This window comes from Rhodococcus sp. PML026 (genome assembly GCF_000963615.1).
Lineage (GTDB): Bacteria > Actinomycetota > Actinomycetes > Mycobacteriales > Mycobacteriaceae > Rhodococcoides > Rhodococcoides fascians.
This window is the reverse complement of sequence record NZ_KQ031373.1, coordinates 969,527-987,652: the sequence shown is the minus strand read 5'-3', so window position 1 is coordinate 987,652 and position 18,126 is coordinate 969,527. Positions and strand designations below refer to the sequence as shown.

The following is an 18,126-nucleotide window of genomic DNA, read 5'->3' as shown; positions in this document are numbered from 1 at the left end:
TCGAAAGTGTTTGCGAATACTGTCGCACAGATTCACGTGCGCAGGCAGCACGGCATCGAGTATCGGTCGCGAGGATGACGTGGATCCCAAGTATGTGTAACCCCGAGTAACCGTAACCAGAAGTAACAGTTACTACGATTAACACTAAAGAGGCTTGGCCAGAGAAGGCCGATGACACGACTCTAACGGACAGGCCGTCCGAGCGCCCGTCGAGTGCCGTCGACCACCTCGCCGAACCGCCCTCGCGCCGGGATTCTCCCGCGTAGCCTGACGGCGTACCTTCTTGCGCAGGTACGGAACAGGAGCTTCGATGTACCACCTCGACGCGGACCAGCAATCGCTCAGCGACGGTCCGCACGTGTACTTGCTCGATGCCAGAAGCACTCTCGAGGTTCAGGCCCTGAATCAGTGGATCGACGCCACCACCCCGGACGGAGAACGTCGGCCCCCGTCGGTCGTTCTGTCCGGTGAGGCCAGGACATCACTGTCGGACACCGTCCGCGGGTACGCCGACGATCCGCTGCTCATTCCGCTGCGGGTCACGTTGACCGATCGAAGCACCGGCATTCTGCACCGCATCTTCGCCCCGAGAGGCCGCTCGAAGCCGACACGGGTGTGGCAGCGGTGGGTGGCCAACGACGATCCCGATCACTCCGCAGTGTTGGTCGGTGAACCCGCAACCCTGAGCGATCTGCAGGATCGGTTCGAGCGCGGCGGCGGCACGTCGTTGTCGTCGTTCATCCTGCGGCAGGCGAGTCTCGCACTGGACAAGGCCGAACGCGGAGTCATCGGCTCGGAGTACAAGATTCCGCGCTTCGTCGTCGAGGACATGACGGAGCAGAAGAAGTTCAGGGACGGCATCACCGAGCTCGCAGACCACGTCGGCCAGGATCGCGACACCGTCGACAAGAGGGTTCAGGACATCCTCGGCGAGATGGTGGCGACCGAAACCAGGCGCGCCGTCGAGATGTGGGGCACCCTCGGCGCGTACTTCTCGCGGGCGTACAAGGTCGACGTCGATCGCGATCAGCTGCAGAAGGTTCGCGAACTCAACAAGAACTATCCGTTGGTGTTCCTGCCCAATCACCGTTCCTACCTCGACCCACTCGTGCTGCGTCCCGCGCTTCTCGCCGAGGGACTGCCGCTCAATCACGTCATGGGCGGCATCAATGTCGGCTTCTGGCCGTTGGGCCCGATAGCCAAACGCAGTGGCGTGGTGCTCATTCAGCGCAAATTCTCGGACGCGATCTACAAATGGACGCTGCGTCAGTACATGAGTTTTCTGCTCAGCAAGCGGTTCAACCTCGAGTGGTACATCGAGGGCGGACGCAGCCGCACCGGAAAGCTCCGACCGCCGCGGTTCGGTCTGCTGACCTACCTCGTCGACGCCCTCGAGTCGAGCGACGCGGAGGACGTCTATTTGATCCCGACGTCCATCACCTACGACCGACTGCACGAGGTCGGCGCGATGGCCGAAGAATCGCACGGGGCGAAGAAGCAAGCCGAGGGCATTCGCATGGCCATCGGGTACATCCGCGCTCAGGGCACGTTGCGCGGCAACGTCTATCTGAACTTCGGAGAGCCGATGTCGGTGGCGGCGATCGTCGCCGAGAACACCGACAAGCGCGTCGCGGTGCAGAAGATCGCGCTCGGTGTCTCCCATGCGATCAACGATGCGACGCCGGTGACCCCGGCAGCACTGGTCACGATGGCGCTGTTGGGTATCGAGGATCGCGCACTCAACGTCAACGAAATGTGGGCCATCATCTCGCCGTTGGCCGGCTACATCAAACGCAGAAACCTACCCACTGCGGGCGGGGTGGACATCGCCGACGTCGACGTCGTCCGCTCGGCCGTCATCGCACAGGTCAACGCCAACGTCGTCAAGCGTTTCGACGACGGCCCCGAACCGCTGTTCTACCTGGCGCAGGACAAGCATCTGGTGGCAGCGTTCTTCCGCAACAACGCCATTCACTTCTTCGTGATGCGCGCCATCGGCGAACTGGTGGTGCTACCGACCGAGGGTGACTCGACGCCGCTGACTCAGGAATCGTTGTGGACATCGGCCCTGCAATTGCGAGATCTACTCAAGTTCGAGTTCTTCTTCGGCGACAAGAAGGACTTCGGGGAGCGTCTCGAATCCGAGGTCGATCTCATCGACCCGGAATGGCGCACCAGCATCAGCGACCCCGATTATGCTGCGCGACAGCTTGAATCGCAGGATCTGCACCTGGCGCACCGCGTACTGCAGCCGATCTTCGAGGCCTACCAGGTAGTGGCCGACCAGCTGATGCTGCTGCCGCAGAGCGGAGAATTCGACAAACCGAAGTTCATCTCGGAATGCCTCGGCGCTGCCCAGGCCAGGCGGCTCCGCCAGCAGCTCGATCACAGTGAGTCCATCTCGGGCGAACTGTTCGACACTGCACTGCAACTGGCCGAGAACCGCGACCTGATCGATTCCAGCTCGGACGGCATCGCCCGCCGCCGCAGGGACTTCGCGCTGGAGATCGACGAATGGGCCCGCAAGGTACGTACCATCCGGGATATGGCGCACCGAATGCTCCGTGAGGTGGAACCGATCTCTGCCCCCGAGGAGAACAATCCATGACCGACTTCGACGATCGACTGATAGCGATCGCCGCCGCCCCACCCGGCCGAGACACCATCGCCTTCTTCGATCTCGACGGCACCCTCATCAACGGATTCTCTGCTCGCGCAGTGTTTCTCGAACGCCTCAAGACCCTCGACGTCACGGTCAAGGAACTGTGGGAGATCTCCAGTGCCGTCGTCGAGATGCGGATGCGCAACTCCCCCGTCGACAATCTGATGGGCAAGGCCGTCCGCGGCCTCGAAGGCCGTCGCGAAGAGGACCTGATGGAACAGGCATACACCCTCTTCCGCAACGAGATCGCGCCGATGATCTACCCGCAGGCCCGGGCCCTCGTCGAGGCTCACCGGCACGCAGGGCATCGCCTGGTGATGGCTACCTCGGCCACGCCGTACCAGGCACTGCCGGTGCAGCAGGACATGATGTTCGAGGAGTTGCTGTGCACGACTCCGGTGGTCACCGACGGGATTCTCACCGGTGAGCTCGTCGGCGATTCGCTCTGGGGACCCCGCAAAGCACAGGCGGCAATCGACTACGCCGAACGTGAAGGCATTGCTCTGGCAGGCTGTTTCGCATACTCGAACGGCGGTGAGGACGTGCCGCTGCTCGAGGCCGTGGGCCGTCCCATCGCCCTCAACCCCGATCCTGATCTCGCGCGCTATGCCGCCAAGAAGAACTGGCCGGCCCTGACGCTGGACAGCCCGAAGCGTGGCACGGATATCACGTCGGCCGTACGCAGCACGGCGGCGCTCGGATCGGTGCTCGCGAGTGCTTCGATCGGGCTCGGTCTGGGGTTGCTCACCCGCAGTCGCCGTACCGGTGCCAATATCACCAGCACCATCGCCCCGGACATCGCGCTGACCCTCGCCGGGGTCAAGCTCGACGTCACCGGAACCGAAAATGCCTGGTCGGCCCGGCCCGCCGTCTTCATGTTCAACCATCAGAGCACCGCCGACTCGATCATCGTCACTTCCATCCTGCGACGCGACATCACCGCCGTCGCGAAGCGGGAACTCGAACGCGATCCGCGCTTCGCATTGCTGGGCAGAATTTTCGACGTCGCCTATGTCGACCGCGGCGATCCTGCGCAAGCGCGAGAGGCCATGCGGCCTGCGATCGAGAAGCTGCACAGCGGCATCTCCGTCGCCATCGCCCCCGAGGGCACTCGCATGCCGACGTCCCGTCTCGGCCGATTCAAGAAAGGCGGTTTTCACCTGGCGATGCAGGCCGGCGTGCCGATCGTTCCGATCGTCATTCACAACGCCGGTGACGTGATGTGGAAGAAGGACTTCACCGTTCACTCCGGTACGGTCAAGGTCACCGTCGGCGAGCCCATACCCACCACGGATTGGGATCCCGACAAGATCGACGAGTACGTGGACGCCGTCCGTTCCTATTTCGACAGAACGTTGGGATATGCCTGAGAATCAGATCAACTCGGTAGTACAGACGGAGATCGAGCGGAATCTATTGGGCGGCGAGCCCAAGTACAACCGCGCCGACATCGTCGAGAAGTCCGGAATTCCGCTCGAGCGGGTCATCGCCCTGTGGATCGGCATGGGCTTCCCCGTCCACACCGATACCGACGCACTCGTCTACACCGACGCCGATCTCGAAGCTCTGAAGCTGATCACCGCACTGACCGCGCAGAAGGTGATCAAGCCCGAGATGGAGGTTGCGATCGCACGCACCCTCGGGCAGTCGATGTCCCGGCTCGCGGAATGGCAAGTGGGCGTTGTGAACTCTCACATACTCGAACGCATCATCGACAGCCAAGAAGACACGAACGACATCGACGCGATTCGACGGAACGCCCGTGCCATCGCCGCCGAAACCGTCCCCACCCTCGAAGCGCTCCAGGGATACACCTGGCGACGCCACCTGGCAGCAGCGGCCGGTCGATCCATCGCCGCTCCCGACGACGCCGCCGACAGTCCCACGATGGCCGTCGGGTTCGCCGACATGGTCGGCTACACGAGCCTGACGCGTCGACTCGATATCGGCGAGTTGACGACGCTACTCGAGGAATTCGAGTCATTGGCCACCAATATCATTGCGCGAGGGCGCGGTTCGGTGATCAAGAACGTCGGCGACGAGGTGATGTTCAGCGCGCAGACCCCCGAGGATGCCGCCCACATCGCCCTCGACCTCCAGGACGCCTTCGACGAGCAGGAGGACATGCCGGATCTGCGGGTCGGGCTGGCGTGGGGCCCGGTACTGGCCCGGTACGGTGACCTGTACGGGTCGGTGGTCAATATTGCTGCGCGCCTAACCAGTTCGGCCAATCCCGGAACGATCCTGGTCGATACCGTCATGACGGATGAACTGCGTCACGACTCGGAGTTCTACCTCAAATCGGTCCGTTCACTACGGGTCAAAGGGTTCCACAAGCTCAAGCCTCACCGGCTCAAACGCAACAAGCGAACCGGTCAGCGTAGCGAGGAGTAGAACTCCAAGTGTCGACGCGCAGCCTCGTCCCAGGTGAGGCTGTGCGCCAGCGCCAGCCCCGGTGACGGATCCTGCGGCTCGTGCAACGCACGGTCCAATTCGCTGGCCATGGTCTCCACCGACGATGCGTAGGTGACGCTGTCTCCGAACACCTCTCGCAGTACCGGCAGATCACGCGCCACCACCGGAGTCGATGCGGCGAGCGCCTCCATCGCGGCCAGGCCGAAGCCTTCCTTGGTGGAGAAGAACGGCAGCGCCGCAGCCTGCGCCACGAGATGCGGCAGCTCGTCGTCGTCGACGGTTCCGAGTATCACCGGCTCCATGCCCAGTTCTACTGCTCGACGGTCGAATTCGGCTCGATAGTCACGGTAGTCGAACAGGGTCTCGCCGCCGGCGAACACCAGTTGCACGTGGCGATCGGACAGCCCGGCGAAGGCGTCGAGTAGATCGAGACTGCCCTTGCGTGGCTCGATGCCGCCGACTGCGAGCACGTACCTGCCGAGCTTGTCCCGCCAGTGCGTTCTGCCCGATGCTGCAGCTGCCGAGAACCTTTCGGCATCGACCCCGTTGGGGATGACCGTGGGTTCGAGTCCCCAACCGCGATTCACATCGCTCGCCACCGCTGTCGATACACAGATTCGCGCGTACGGCGCGGTGATCGCTCGTTCGTGACATGCCGCGAGCTCGGGTGTGGTGAACTCGTCCAAATGATGGATGGTCCTGATGCACCGGCCGACGGCGTTGGCCGAGATACAGTCCTGAGCATGGACGATGTCGTACTCGTCGGGCGTGAAGGCCTGCCGCAGAACGCCTATCGATCGCAGAATCCGCGCGCCGACGCTCTCGTTCTCGCGGTGGGAAAACGGGACCATCCGCACGGTGACAGCCGGGTCGACCTTGCGGAAGAACTCACTGTCGCCCCCGCGGCCCAGCGACCACACCGACACATCCTGGCTGGCGCGTGCCAGCGCTTCGGCCAGAGCCAACGTATGCACCACGCCTCCGCGCGGTTTGGACGAATAGGTCAACAGCGCGATCTTCATCGATCCGGCTTCTCCTGCAACAAGTTCGGATAGGCGTCGACGCGTCGCTCGGCAAGGTGATGCAGACCTCTCCGGGCCCGATCCACCTCGGCATCGACGTCGATCTCGTGCACGGCCAAACCGCCTTTGGACCACGTCTTGGCCAACACGTCTCCGCCGGGCCCGACAATCTTCGCCTGGCCGAGGAACCGCAGGGATCCCATCACCCCGGTCTGGTTGGACGAGACGAGCACCACCTGGTTCTCGGCGGCGCGCGCAGCGTCGTACAGATCGAACAGTCGCGACTGCCGATCGTTGGGTAGCGACGACGCTCGATCGGTGACGCTGGCCGGCCACGCCGACAGCGCCGCAATGATTCTCGCGCCGTCCAATGCGAGCGTGCGGGCCGACTCCGGGAACGTCTTGTCGTAGTCGATCAGCATGCCCATCCGTCCGACCGGAGTATCGAAGGCCTCGAACCGATCTCCGGCGGCGTAGGCCAAGGATTCCCCGAGCGGCTGATGCACCTTACGGTGACTGCCGAGGATCCCGTCGCCCGTCAGGCACGCAGCAGCGTTGTACCGCAGCCCCTTCGACAACTCGGTGTACCCGATGCACACCGTCATCGCACCCGCCGCTGCGATGATCGCAGCCAACTCCGGACCGTCCGGATCGAGAGTGGGCGGCAACTCGGACGGATCCGGATTGCTCAGGCTGTTGATGTAACCCCCGAGGGATGCGTCGGGCAGCACCAGGAGGTCGATGCCCTCGCGGGCCGCACTGGAGATGATCGTCGTGATCTTCAGTACGGCCCGATCGACATCTCTGCCGAAATGTGCTGCCAATGCACCGATCTTGATGGGAGCCACGTCGAAATCAGACCATCTGGCTCTGCGGTTGCGCTGGGTTTCGGGACTGCGCTGGGTTGTGAGACTGCGTCGAGTTTCGGGACTGCGCAGCACTGATTTCGAGGCCAATTTGATCGGCCAGGAATGCGGCGTCGCGGGCCACCGAGGCGAAACGTCCCGAACCCCAGGTGTGCTGCCAGGGCAGGCCCAGGAAGTACAGGCCGGGAACCGATGTGACGCGGCGGTTGTGCGTCGGGTGGCCCTCGCCGTCGAACGCCCCGACCTTCAGCCAGCGGTAGTCGGTACGGAAGCCGACCGACCAGACGACCGCGGTGATGTCGGTGGTGGCGAGATCGAGTTCGGCCGTCTCGGACTCCGGACGCCACACCGGCACGTAGCGGTCCTCGGTGGGCGCACTGATGCCCTCGCGCTCGATGTACGCGTCGATGTTGTCCTTGATGCTCTCGGCCACCCGATCGGCAGCGTCGAGCGACGCTTCGAGGGTCGGGGCGAACTGCAGGACGCCGTCCTCCACGCCCAGCAGACGGCCGTACAGCTGCATGCCCTCGGTCGCGAACGCGCGCAGGTCGATGTCTCGACCACCGTCACGGCCGGTGACGTAGTGGTTCGTGTTCTCGCGTTTGCCGACGCCACCGGGTTGATCTTCGATGGAGACATCGTAGACGCCCATGTCGTGCAGCCAGGCGACACAGTCACGCCCCCGATAGAAGCGTGCGACGCGAGGTGCGGTGCCGGCGACCAGGTGAACCCGGCGGCCGTCGAGATGCAGATCCTCGGCGATCTGCGCTCCGGACTGGCCGGTGCCGACGACCAGTACGTCGCCGTTCGGGAACTGGTGCGAGCCGCGGTATTCGGACGAGTGGATCTGGACGATGTCGCGGGGAAGCTTCTCGGCGAAGCGGGGAATGGTGGGGATGTGGTAACCGCCGACGGCAACGACGATCTGATCGGCGTGCATGGGGCCGGCGGAGGTCTGTAGGTCGAAGCCGCCTGCCGCGGATTGCAAGGCCTGATTCACCGAAACATACTCTCGGACCGGTGCATCGAAGCTCTCGGCATAGCGTCGAACGAAGGCGTATACCTCGTCGCGCTGCATGAACCCGTCGGGATCGTCACCGTCGTAGGAGTATCCGGGGAGCGCACACTGCCAGTTGGGGGTGACGAGGGTGAAGTTGTCCCAGCGCGAGTCCTTCCATTCGTGCGCGATGGTGTCGCGTTCGAGGACGACGTGGTCGATGCCTCGCTGCGTCAGATGCCAGCTGATGGACAGTCCGGCCTGCCCGCCGCCGATGACGATTACGGAATGGTTCTCTCTTGCTCTGTGGCTCTCTGTCATAGCAATTCAGCTCCCGACATACTCAGTACGCGAACGGCACCGGCCTGATACGACGCGCTGACACCGTGAATCTCTTCCATCTGCTGCGCGGCCGACGTGCACCGCATCCCGAACTTGGCGAGAACTCGATCGCTCGCCACGGTCAATGCCTCGGACGTTCGCTGAACGAACTCGGCCACCGGGTATTCCTGCCCGGGGCTCAGATAGTCGTGCATCACCAAAGAGGGCGAGTAGCAGGACTGTTCGCGTCCGTCGGGCCACCGCACCACGAACGACATCTCAGGCATGAACGGTCTCCTTGGTGATGGTGCGATAGACCGAGGGCCGTCGGTCGCGCAGGTTGTACATGCCACCGCCACGTGCCGCGCCGATGAGCGCCTCGACATCGACGGTGGCTGTGGCCAAGCCCGGCTCGACGCCTGTGCCCGCGAGGATCTCACCGCCGGGCCCGACGATCTTGGCGCTGCAGACGAACCTCAGAGACCCGAACGTGCCGGCCTGATTCGCCGCGACCCAGATGATCTGATTCTCCAGTGCACGAGCGCGATCGTAGATGTCGAAGCGTTGCTTCCACCGATCTTCTTCCATGTTCGGGGTCGTCGCGGTACGTGCCGTGGGCCACGCGGAGATGGACGCGACGATCTCGGCTCCGTCGAGCGCGAGTTCGCGGGCCGCCTCGGGGAACCCCTTGTCGTAGCAGATCTGCATGCCCATCCGGCCGACCGGAGTGTCGAAGGCGGAGTAGCTCTCTCCCGCTGCGTAGCAGAGGTTTTCGCCGAGTGGCTGGTGCACCTTGCGATACGAACCGAGGATGCCGCTGCCGTCGACCGTCACCGCGGCGTTGTAGCGGGTATCGCCGTCCTTCTCGCAGAATCCGAACGTGACGACGGTATCGCCCGCCATGTCGATGACCCGCTTGATCTCGGGGCCGTCCAGTTCCAGAGCGGGTGGAAGTGCCTTCAGTCGACGCTGTCTCGATTCTTCGGTCTCGTCACCGCCACCGAGGCTGGGCAGGTACCCACCCAGGCACGCTTCCGGTAGCACCAGCAGTTGGCTACCGCGATTACGCGATTCCTCGAGCAGGGCGGCGATGGTGGCGTAACCCTGTTCCATGTCACGGCCGAATTCGGCTGCGGCCACGGAGATCGTGATGTCGTTCATGCTTCTCCCAATCCGGTCACCGTCGAAGTGACCGCGCGCGTGGTGATTCCATCGGGCCATCGCAAGGCGACGCCCGGAATGTCGGTGAGCTCTCCGCATTCTGCGGACAGTGCAGGTCCGGACGGTGCAGTCGGTGCACCGGGACGGTCCGCGGTGATCATCGCGAACCCGGGAAAACACGTGATCCATTCGCCCATCGACGCCGAGTCGGGCTTCGGAATCGAGGAGATGTCCAATACCGCACCGGTTCCGCTTGCCTCGGCCAGCATCCCGGTGGTCCCGGCCAGTCCCGCCATCGAGACGTCCTTGGCGGCCTTGGGCGCGGTGCGGGCGACGAACGATGCCATGGTCGTCAGTTCGGCGGAGTTGCGCCGTGACGTCGAATCCCATTGCTGGCCCTGATATCCACGACGCCAGCCACCCCCGACGTCCGCCGTCAGTGTCAACCGATCGCCGACGCTTCCCCCGCCGGCCCGTACCGGGTTCGTCGTGCGGCCCAGCGCAGTGACCGACAGCGACGACGGCACCCCGGCCTGGGTGTGGCCACCGAGTACCGGAACCTGCCAGGCCGCAGACGCATTGGCGAGGCCGCGGATGATGCGGGTCAGTCGAGATTGCGTGGGTGCACCGACGGAGTCGAGCATGCCGACTGCGTAGGCACCCATCGCCGAGAGGTCGTTGAGGTTGACCAGGGCCGCGCACCAGCCGGCCCACTCCGGGTCGCGGTCGACCATCGAGGGAATGATCGCATCGCAGGCGGCGATCATGTCGCTCCCCGGAACCGGGACCCCGTCGTCACCTCGAAATTCTTTGGCACCGAGCCCGAGTGGCTGCGCCTTCAGCGGCGCGAGGACGCCGGCGAGCATCGCCTTGGTCGACGACACCAGCCGTTCGATCCTGTCGATCGGCCAATACATCGCCACGTGTGGAGTATTCGCCACCTCGACGTCTCCACGCCTGATCCAGCCGAGACGGGTGAACAGTGTCTCGTTGCGCTTCTGCACCGTCGCGTCGAAGCGCAAAACGCCACGACTTTCGGCATGAGCACAGGCCGCACGAACCAGCGCTGGGCCCACACCGGAAGTGCGCGCAGAGGTGGTGACCACCAGGCGACTGCCGGCCCACCACCCCAGATCCGTTGCCGTGCAGGGTGCCAGGCGCACCCCACCGAGCACGGTGCCGTCTCGATCGGTGGCCACGAGAACGACGCAGCGAGGATCGTCGTCGACGTCGTCGTGATCGGTGCCGGCGAACAAGCCCTGTTCGGCGACAAACGTCTCTCTGCGCAGTGCCCGATACGCGTTCAGTTCTGCTGTGCCGCTGCACGGCTGGACGATGAACTCCGGTTGCACGACAGCGATTGCAGCGCCGGATAATCCGGCGAGATCGTTACCCTCCACGACGCCGTACATATCACCCTCCCGCGTTCTGCAGAACGCTGCACGCACCGCAGGCCGCGCAGCCTGCTTTCTGATCGGACCCGAGCATCGCCGCTGCCTGAAGTTCCTTGGCGACGCGTCGGGTGACGCTTTCGAGGACGTCGGCAGCGGGAGCCGTCGCCCGGTCGACATCCACCGCCAACGTGCCTGCGAGCGGCCGAAACGGAACGACGAAGGGATACACACCCATCTCGATCAGTTCCGCTGCACCCGAGACCAATTCGTCGGGATCCTCGCCGAGACCGACCAGTATGTACGTCGAAACCTGGTTGCGCCCGAAAACCCGGACCGCTTCTTTCCATGCCGCGCGGTACTCGTCCATCGAGACCGATGCCTTGCCCGGCATCCATCGGCGGCGCACGTCGTCGTCGAGCGATTCGACGTGAATTCCGATGGACTCGGCTCCGGCGTCGTACAGGTCCTGGATGGCCTGCAGGTCACCCGGAGGTTCGCACTGCACCTGGATCGGCAGTTCCGGGACCACGGCCTTGATGGCACGTACGCACCGGGCCAGATGACGGGCACCGCGATCCTTCGCGGCCGAAGTGCCCGTCGTCATGACCATCTGCGTCACCCCGTCCAGCCGGACAGCGGCCTCCGCCACCTCCGCAAGTTGCGCGGGCGTCTTGACAGCGATGGTGTCGCCCGCGTCCAGAGACGCTTCGATGGAACAGAAGCGGCACCGTTGATCGGCGTCGTAGCGAATGCACGTCTGGACCACGGTCGTGGCCAGAACACTGGTGCCGTGCAGCTTGGCGATCTTCTCGTAGGCGACGCCGTCGGCGGTGGAGAGGTCGTAGAACTTCGGGCGATCGACGGCCTGAACATCGAGGCCGATGTCGTTGCCGTCGAACAGAACTCGCCCTTCTTCGAGTACGTACGGACTGAGCGGGTTGCGCGGGATTGCTGCGCCGAGACCATCGATGCGGACATGTCCATCGTCACTCGGGCCGGCACCGGCAGTTCTGGACACCGGCGTTGCTCCTCGAATCCCGAGCAACGCCAGATCCACACGTGTAGAGATGGACATAACCGTCCCCTAGACCATGTAGGTCGAATTGATGATGGCACCCTTGCGCGCGTAATGGATCAATGCGTCCTGCACGTCCAGGGGGTGGGCCGGGATGACACCCTCGATGAGGTCTTCTTCGCGACCCCCGTGCAGGGCCAGCCCGAAGCGGCAGCAGAACACGGTGCCACCCTCGGCGATGAACGTCGCGAGGGAGTCGTTGATGTTCTGCTCACCCGGGAAGCCCGAGTCTCCCGTCGTCGGGAAGCCGCGCGTGGCAAGGCAATTGATAGCGCCTGGCCCATAGAAGTACATCGCCGACTCGAAGCCCTTCCGCAGAGCGCGGGTGGCCTGTAGCACCGCGACGAACGATACCGACGACTCGTGGGCGATGCCGTGCACCAGCGTGAAGTAGCTTTCGCCGTTCTCTGCCTTGTAGTCGGGGAAGATCTTGGTGGACCCGTAGATGTTGCTGCCCTTGGGAAGTGAGGGATGCGGAATCTCCTCGAGGGACTTCTTGATGTTCTCGGCGATGGACTGGTCGAGATCTGACACGTGCGTCTCCTGAGGTTCGCAGAGCGGGCTGGATGCGGTGGACACCGATGTCCACCCGAGAAAACCGTCATGTCCGACGAGAGGGCAGATCCTCTGCGGCCATGGAACAAGTACAGGCCTCGTCGATTTCCGATTGGTCACGCTCGGAACAACGTCGTGTTTCAAGGGCCTCACAGTGTTGACGTGGTGTTACGCGGTTACTGTGAAGGGAAGTCCATCCACCCACCGCAGCATGACGAGGAACTCGATGATCGGCGCCGTCACCGGCTTGTTGTACGTGTTGTCCCTGGTAGTGGGGATCTGGGTGCTCGTGAAGCTCGCCACGAACAGGCCCGTTCTGTTGAAGAACAAGGCCGACCGCGCGCTGTTCTGGACGATCGCGGCTACCGAAGGCGTCGTTGCACTGCAGGCCGTGATCGGGTTCGTGATGATGTTCGCCTCCGATCGCGACATTCACCGCCTCACGTTCGGGTCGTACCTCGTCGGACTGCTGTTCCTGCTCCCACTCGGAACGTGGTGGTCTCTGGGCGACCGTTCCCGCGGCGGCACCGCAGTGCTCCTCGTAGCCGTCCTCACCCTCGCAGCCATGGTGTTGCGACTGAGCCAGATTTGGGCCGGATATGCCTGACAAACTTCAGCAAGCCACGCGCACCGGATTCGGACGCTTCCTCATCGCCGTCTACGCCGTGTTCGCCGTTGCCGCGACATCGCGATCGATCGTGCAACTCACCACCCGATTCGACAACGCCCCGGTCGCGTACCTGCTGTCGGCATTTGCAGCCGTGGTCTACATCATCGCGACGGTCGGCCTGGCACGAGCAACCGAGGCATCGCGACGAGTGGTGACAGTCTCCTGCATCATCGAACTCGTCGGAGTCCTCGGCATCGGCACCCTCAGCTACATCCAGCCACAGGACTTCCCGGAGCCGACGGTGTGGTCGCACTTCGGATCCGGTTACGTCTTCATCCCGGTCGTGCTACCCATCGCAGGACTGTGGTGGTTGCGAAAGACACGCCAGCAGTAGAGGTCTGCTCTACATCTCGTGCATTGCAGTCCGACCCCTACATCGAAGCCACTGCGCGCCGCCCCGTTCGAGTTCAGCGGTCCCGGGCGATCCTCACTCGACTGACGTTGCGGCCATATCACGGGCCACCGACAGGTTCCGCATCCCGAATCCTTGTGCACAGCAATAGTTTTCGATTGCACCATCATTGCGCATCGAACACCCGTTCGATACACTTGGTCCATGACCACGGAGATCTGGCAACTGAGCGAAAGCGAACTCCTCGCCGACGCTGCTGATGTCTCCCACAAGATCCAACTGTTGGAGGCCCGGCGGATCGCCCTCGTTGCCGAGATCGACACCCGCGTGAGCCGGGAGAAGCTCGGCTTCCCCGGACCCGCAGGGTGGCTCACCTCCACCACCCTCCTCACCCCGAGCAAAGCGAACAAGATCGTGGCCCTCGCTCGCGGGTTGAAGAACTTCCCCGACATCGCCGACGCCGTCAACACCGGCGTCATGTCCGTCGACCACGCCGCCCTGATTCTCACCTTCGCCGAAACACCACCGAAGAACCTCCCCCAAGAGGGTCGCGACATCGCCCGCAAAGCCATGATCACCGCCGCAACCGGGCCTGGGGCACGCACCGACAAGATCCGTGAAGCGATCACCAAACTCGAAGACACCTACGGCAGCGACAAGCCACCACCGGAAGACACCGACCGCAACGAACTCTTCGCCTCGAAAACCCTCAACGGACGTCTCGTGGCGAAGATGGATTTCGATGCGATCACCGGAGAAAAGCTGCTCACCGCGCTTTCGCCGTTGACCGAACCCCGACCCGCCGCAGACGGCACCCCAGACGACCGCAGCCCCGCCAAGCGCAGAGCCGACGCCTTCGGGCACATCCTCGACCGCTACCTCGCCTCCAGTGACCGCCCCACCGAGGGCGGTGAGAAGCCGCACGTCAACCTGCACATCCGGTTGCAGGACCTCCAGAGCCTGGCCAGCCAGAGCAGTGACGACATCACCGATGACGAAACCACACGCGCTACAACAGAATTCGACTCAGACCTGGTCGACCCGGTCGACATCGACACCACAGCAGAAACCAACAACGAGGCCGGTTCAGTGACTGCGGATCGTGGCGCATATCGGGACCTGTTCGGCGACGGCACCACCGTCGGCTGGCTGCCGTGGATGGGCCCGCTCTCCCGCAACACTTCCCGCCAACTCGCCTGCGATTGTCTTCTCACCGCGATCGTCATGGACGAGAACGGCAACCCGTTGAACCTCGCCCGCACCGCCCGCACCGTCACCGCCAAACAGAAACGAGCCTTGACAGCCCGCGATCACGGCTGCGCGTTCCCGGGATGCGGAAAACCCGCCGCCTGGACCGAAGGCCACCACATCTGGCACTGGACCGACGGCGGCCCCACCGACATGAACAACCTCGTCCTCCTCTGCGGATTCCACCACCGACTCATCCACCACTCCGGTTGGGAAGTGTTCATCGGCACCGATCAACACCCCTGGTTCGTACCCCCGGCATCCGTCGACCCGTACCGAGAACCCCGGCAATCCCACGCCCGAGCAGGCCCCCACATCGCATAGGCCCCTCGAACGCACACCAGCCCCGCACCGAGAACACGGTGCGGGGCTGGAAGAGATTGTCCGACAGCTGCTTCAGGAATCCCGAGATGCCGTCACTTCAATGCAGCCAGGTTCGCCACCGACTGCTTCACATCGGTATCGAGTGCACGGGCGACCACCGAACCCACCGGGCCGAACAGCACGCCCCCACCGAATTTCGCGTCGAGTGTCAGCTCCGAACCGCCCTCGGCCTCACGCACGTGAACGGTCAGCGAGATCCTCACTCCACCCTTGCCGCGGCCCGACATCTCGATCAGCTTCGGCTCCTCGTACTCGGTGAACTCCCAGTTGATCGTGTTCTTGAAACCCTTCACCTTCACCAGCGACTCGACCTTCGTGCCCTTGCCGACCTTGTTGGGCGGCGGACTGCACCAACCACCGTGGATGGTCATCCACTCGTCGAACCGCTCGAGCGCGGAAGCCTTGTCCCACGCGCCCTGAGGGTTCTCGGGCATCTGTACCGAGACACTGATCGTTGCCATGCATTCGAGCCTGTCACAACTTGCTCGCAGGTTCAGACGGCGAGCACTAACCTGAGACGATGGCCACGCTCGAGATCGAAGGCCGAAAGGTCTCCGTCACCAACCTCGACAAAGTGCTGTTCCCAGAAACCAGCACCACCAAAAGCGACATCATCGAGTACTACGCTGCCATCGCCCCGGCGATGCTGCCGCACGTCGCAGGACGCGCCGTGACCCGCAAGCGGTGGCCGAACGGCGTCGAACAATCCTCGTTCTTCGAGAAGAATCTCGCCGCATCCGCACCCGACTGGCTCGACCGCCGATCCATGCAGCACTCCGACCGAGTCGTCACCTACCCGTTGTTCTCCACCGCAGCGGATCTGGTGTGGCTCGGGCAGCAGGCGGCCATCGAAGCGCACGTGCCGCAATGGCGTTTCGACGGCACCGAACCCGGCCCTGCCACCCGCATGGTCTTCGACCTAGATCCCGGCGACGACGTCGACCTCGCCCGATGCGCTGAGGTGGCCTGCGAGATCCGTGACCTCATTGCAGACATCGGCATGACCGCGTACCCGGTCACCAGCGGCAGCAAGGGAATTCACCTGTACGTACCGCTGGACAAACCGCTGTCGACGTCCGGCGCATCCACCGTCGCCAAACGCGTCGCCACCCTGCTCGAAGAACGGTCACCGGATCGGGTGACCGCCACGATGGCGAAAGCGAAGCGCACGGGTCGAGTGTTCGTCGACTGGAGTCAGAACAACGGAAAGAAGACAACCGTTGCGCCGTACTCACTTCGGGGCCGTTCCCTACCCACCGTCGCGGCCCCCCGAACCTGGGAGGAGCTCGAATCGCCGGGACTGCAACAACTTCGATTCCAGGAAGTTCTGGAACGGTTCCACGACACCGGAGACCTATTGGCTGACCTCGATCCGAAGCCGGCAGCGGACGAACACGACACCTCCGGCACGGACAAGCTCGGCAAGTACCGCAGCATGCGTAGCTCGGACCGAACTCCGGAGCCCATCCCGAAAGCCGCCGAGCCCCAGGGTAACGACGATACGTTCGTGATTCAGGAACACCATGCCCGACGCCTGCACTACGACTTCAGGCTCGAGCACGATGGAGTCTTGGTGTCGTGGGCCGTCCCCAAGAACATCCCGGTCGAGAGCGGGCAGAACCGTCTGGCCGTCCACACCGAGGACCACCCGCTGGAATATGCGACGTTCTCCGGACGAATCCCCAAGGGCGAGTACGGCGGCGGAGACGTCTCGATCTGGGACAGCGGAACCTACGAACTCGAGAAGTGGAGAGACGACGAAGTCATCGTCGTTCTGCACGGAGCCAAAGCACGCGGCAGGTTCGCCCTCATCCGCACCAAGGGCAACCAGTGGCTCATGCACCTGATGAAGGACCAACCCGGAGAGCACTCGACAAAAATGGACAGCCCGCCGACGGACAAGCCGGTGCTGAAGAACATCTCACCGATGCTTGCAACAGTGGGCGACATACTCGATCTACCCGAGGACGAGTGGTCGTTCGAGGGTAAATGGGACGGCTTCCGCATCGTCGCGGAATTGACTCACGGTTCGATGACCCTGCGCACCCGAAGCGGAAACGACTACACCGAGAAGTTCGGAGCCATCGGGTCTCTCGCCGAGGACCTGGCCGATCACGACGCCGTCATCGACGGTGAAGTGGTCGTCTTCGACAGCAACGGCATCAGCAGCTTCGAGAAGCTGCAGAAGGCCGCCCGCGACGACATCCGGTTCATCGCCTTCGACCTGCTCCATCTCGACGGCACTTCCCTCGTGCGCAAGAAGTACTCCGACCGGAGACGATTGTTGGAATTGCTCACCACCGGCCTCGACTCGGTTCTGTTGCCGCCGTTGCTGACGGGTTCGGCTGCCGACGCCATCGCCGAGAGCCGGGAACGGGGGTGGGAGGGAGTCGTCGCCAAGCGCACCGATTCGATCTACCAGCCGGGCAAGCGCGCCCACACCTGGATCAAGTACAAGAACTGGCGCACGCAAGAAGTCGTGATCGGCGGTTGGCGACGCGGCCAAGGACGTCGCTCCGGCGGATTCGGCTCGCTGTTGATGGGAATCCCCGACGGCGACGGCCTTCGCTACGTCGGTCGCGTCGGCACCGGTTTCGACGATCGCGCGCTCGATTCACTGGCCGCAGCGCTGGCTCCGCTGGAAACGTCGGAGAGTCCTTTCTCCACGACGCTTCCGACGGCCGACAGGCGCGGTGCCGTTTGGGTGGAACCGGTTCTCGTCGGAGAAGTGCGGTACTACGAGGCGACAGAATCCGGCCATCTTCGCCACCCGAGCTGGCGCGGATTGCGACCGGACAAGTCGCCGACGGACGTCGTTCCCGAGTAGCCGACGCCAACTGCCCAGCAGCGGATTTGGCCGAGTCACAGAAACCGGCAGAAAGACCGTTCTTCGGTTGCCATAGAATCGCTGGGTGCGTACCGTTGCGCTCATCGTCGCCCGGGGGGCGTAACGAGTCACAGATCAATAGCTATATCGAGTTGCGGGCCAGCTCTACGGGGGCTT

The 18,126-nt window shown here is 63.6% G+C and carries 16 protein-coding genes; 7 read left to right on the top strand and 9 right to left on the bottom strand.

Annotated elements, in window-relative coordinates; all coding sequences use genetic code 11:
• The first annotated feature begins 310 nt into the window (after positions 1–310).
• From VF34_RS15425 to VF34_RS15415, 3 genes are read left to right on the top strand one after another with little or no spacing between them, the layout of a single operon-like run.
• On the top strand, positions 311–2,608 hold the full coding sequence (locus VF34_RS15425) for a glycerol-3-phosphate 1-O-acyltransferase (RefSeq protein ID WP_032372537.1): 2,298 nt from the start codon (positions 311–313) through the stop codon (positions 2,606–2,608).
• A complete protein-coding gene (locus VF34_RS15420; protein ID WP_032372538.1) occupies positions 2,605–4,032 on the top strand; it encodes an HAD-IB family hydrolase in 1,428 nt (475 codons plus the stop codon). Before VF34_RS15425 ends, VF34_RS15420 begins: the two co-directional genes overlap by 4 nt.
• A complete protein-coding gene (locus VF34_RS15415) occupies positions 4,025–5,056 on the top strand; it encodes an adenylate/guanylate cyclase domain-containing protein (RefSeq protein ID WP_027495245.1) in 1,032 nt (343 codons plus the stop codon). The genes VF34_RS15420 and VF34_RS15415 overlap by 8 nt, the downstream gene beginning before the upstream one ends.
• Here the strand turns inward: VF34_RS15415 and VF34_RS15410 are convergent.
• Genes VF34_RS15410 through VF34_RS15375 form a run of 8 tightly spaced genes read right to left on the bottom strand, consistent with a single transcriptional unit; the run spans position 5,038 to position 12,447 of the window.
• Positions 5,038–6,099 carry an MSMEG_0565 family glycosyltransferase gene (locus VF34_RS15410; protein WP_032372539.1) on the bottom strand — a complete coding sequence of 354 codons (1,062 nt, stop codon included), beginning with the start codon at positions 6,097–6,099 and terminating at the stop codon, positions 5,038–5,040. The two genes, VF34_RS15415 and VF34_RS15410, sit on opposite strands and share 19 nt — an antisense overlap.
• Positions 6,096–6,947 carry a carbon-nitrogen hydrolase family protein gene (locus VF34_RS15405; RefSeq protein ID WP_027495243.1) on the bottom strand — a complete coding sequence of 284 codons (852 nt, stop codon included), beginning with the start codon at positions 6,945–6,947 and terminating at the stop codon, positions 6,096–6,098. Before VF34_RS15405 ends, VF34_RS15410 begins: the two co-directional genes overlap by 4 nt.
• A gap of 7 nt (positions 6,948–6,954) precedes the next feature.
• Positions 6,955–8,283 (bottom strand): MSMEG_0569 family flavin-dependent oxidoreductase, encoded by a 1,329-nt coding sequence (locus VF34_RS15400; RefSeq protein ID WP_231578229.1) that lies wholly within the window; start codon positions 8,281–8,283, stop codon positions 6,955–6,957.
• Positions 8,280–8,570, bottom strand: coding sequence for an MSMEG_0570 family nitrogen starvation response protein (locus VF34_RS15395; RefSeq protein ID WP_027495242.1), 291 nt, complete (start codon positions 8,568–8,570; stop codon positions 8,280–8,282). Before VF34_RS15395 ends, VF34_RS15400 begins: the two co-directional genes overlap by 4 nt.
• Positions 8,563–9,444, bottom strand: coding sequence for a carbon-nitrogen hydrolase family protein (locus VF34_RS15390; RefSeq protein ID WP_032372540.1), 882 nt, complete (start codon positions 9,442–9,444; stop codon positions 8,563–8,565). Before VF34_RS15390 ends, VF34_RS15395 begins: the two co-directional genes overlap by 8 nt.
• Positions 9,441–10,856 carry an MSMEG_0567/sll0787 family protein gene (locus tag VF34_RS15385; protein WP_032372541.1) on the bottom strand — a complete coding sequence of 472 codons (1,416 nt, stop codon included), beginning with the start codon at positions 10,854–10,856 and terminating at the stop codon, positions 9,441–9,443. The genes VF34_RS15390 and VF34_RS15385 overlap by 4 nt, the downstream gene beginning before the upstream one ends.
• A gap of 1 nt (position 10,857) precedes the next feature.
• On the bottom strand, positions 10,858–11,913 hold the full coding sequence (locus VF34_RS15380) for an MSMEG_0568 family radical SAM protein (RefSeq protein ID WP_032372542.1): 1,056 nt from the start codon (positions 11,911–11,913) through the stop codon (positions 10,858–10,860).
• Positions 11,914–11,922: 9 nt separating this feature from the next.
• Entirely contained in the window at positions 11,923–12,447 is a 525-nt protein-coding gene (locus tag VF34_RS15375) for an MSMEG_0572/Sll0783 family nitrogen starvation response protein (protein ID WP_027495238.1), read from the bottom strand.
• A gap of 232 nt (positions 12,448–12,679) precedes the next feature.
• On the opposite strand from VF34_RS15375, the gene VF34_RS15370 reads away from it, so the two are divergent.
• The 3 genes from VF34_RS15370 (at position 12,680) to VF34_RS15360 (ending at position 15,062) form a co-directional block, all read left to right on the top strand.
• Entirely contained in the window at positions 12,680–13,075 is a 396-nt protein-coding gene (locus tag VF34_RS15370) for a hypothetical protein (RefSeq protein ID WP_230074147.1), read from the top strand.
• Complete coding sequence (locus VF34_RS15365; RefSeq protein ID WP_027495236.1) at positions 13,068–13,472, top strand: hypothetical protein; 405 nt, start codon at positions 13,068–13,070, stop codon at positions 13,470–13,472. Before VF34_RS15370 ends, VF34_RS15365 begins: the two co-directional genes overlap by 8 nt.
• A 222-nt stretch (positions 13,473–13,694) precedes the next feature.
• Entirely contained in the window at positions 13,695–15,062 is a 1,368-nt protein-coding gene (locus VF34_RS15360) for an HNH endonuclease signature motif containing protein (protein ID WP_045841628.1), read from the top strand.
• 92 nt (positions 15,063–15,154) lie between these two features.
• Here the strand turns inward: VF34_RS15360 and VF34_RS15355 are convergent, their stop codons facing one another.
• On the bottom strand, positions 15,155–15,583 hold the full coding sequence (locus tag VF34_RS15355) for a type II toxin-antitoxin system Rv0910 family toxin (protein WP_032372543.1): 429 nt from the start codon (positions 15,581–15,583) through the stop codon (positions 15,155–15,157).
• A gap of 59 nt (positions 15,584–15,642) precedes the next feature.
• On the opposite strand from VF34_RS15355, the gene VF34_RS15350 reads away from it, so the two are divergent.
• The gene (locus tag VF34_RS15350; protein ID WP_045841627.1) at positions 15,643–17,949 is read left to right on the top strand and encodes an ATP-dependent DNA ligase; all 2,307 of its coding nucleotides are present in this window, start codon (positions 15,643–15,645) and stop codon (positions 17,947–17,949) included.
• The last annotated feature ends 177 nt before the right edge of the window (positions 17,950–18,126 follow it).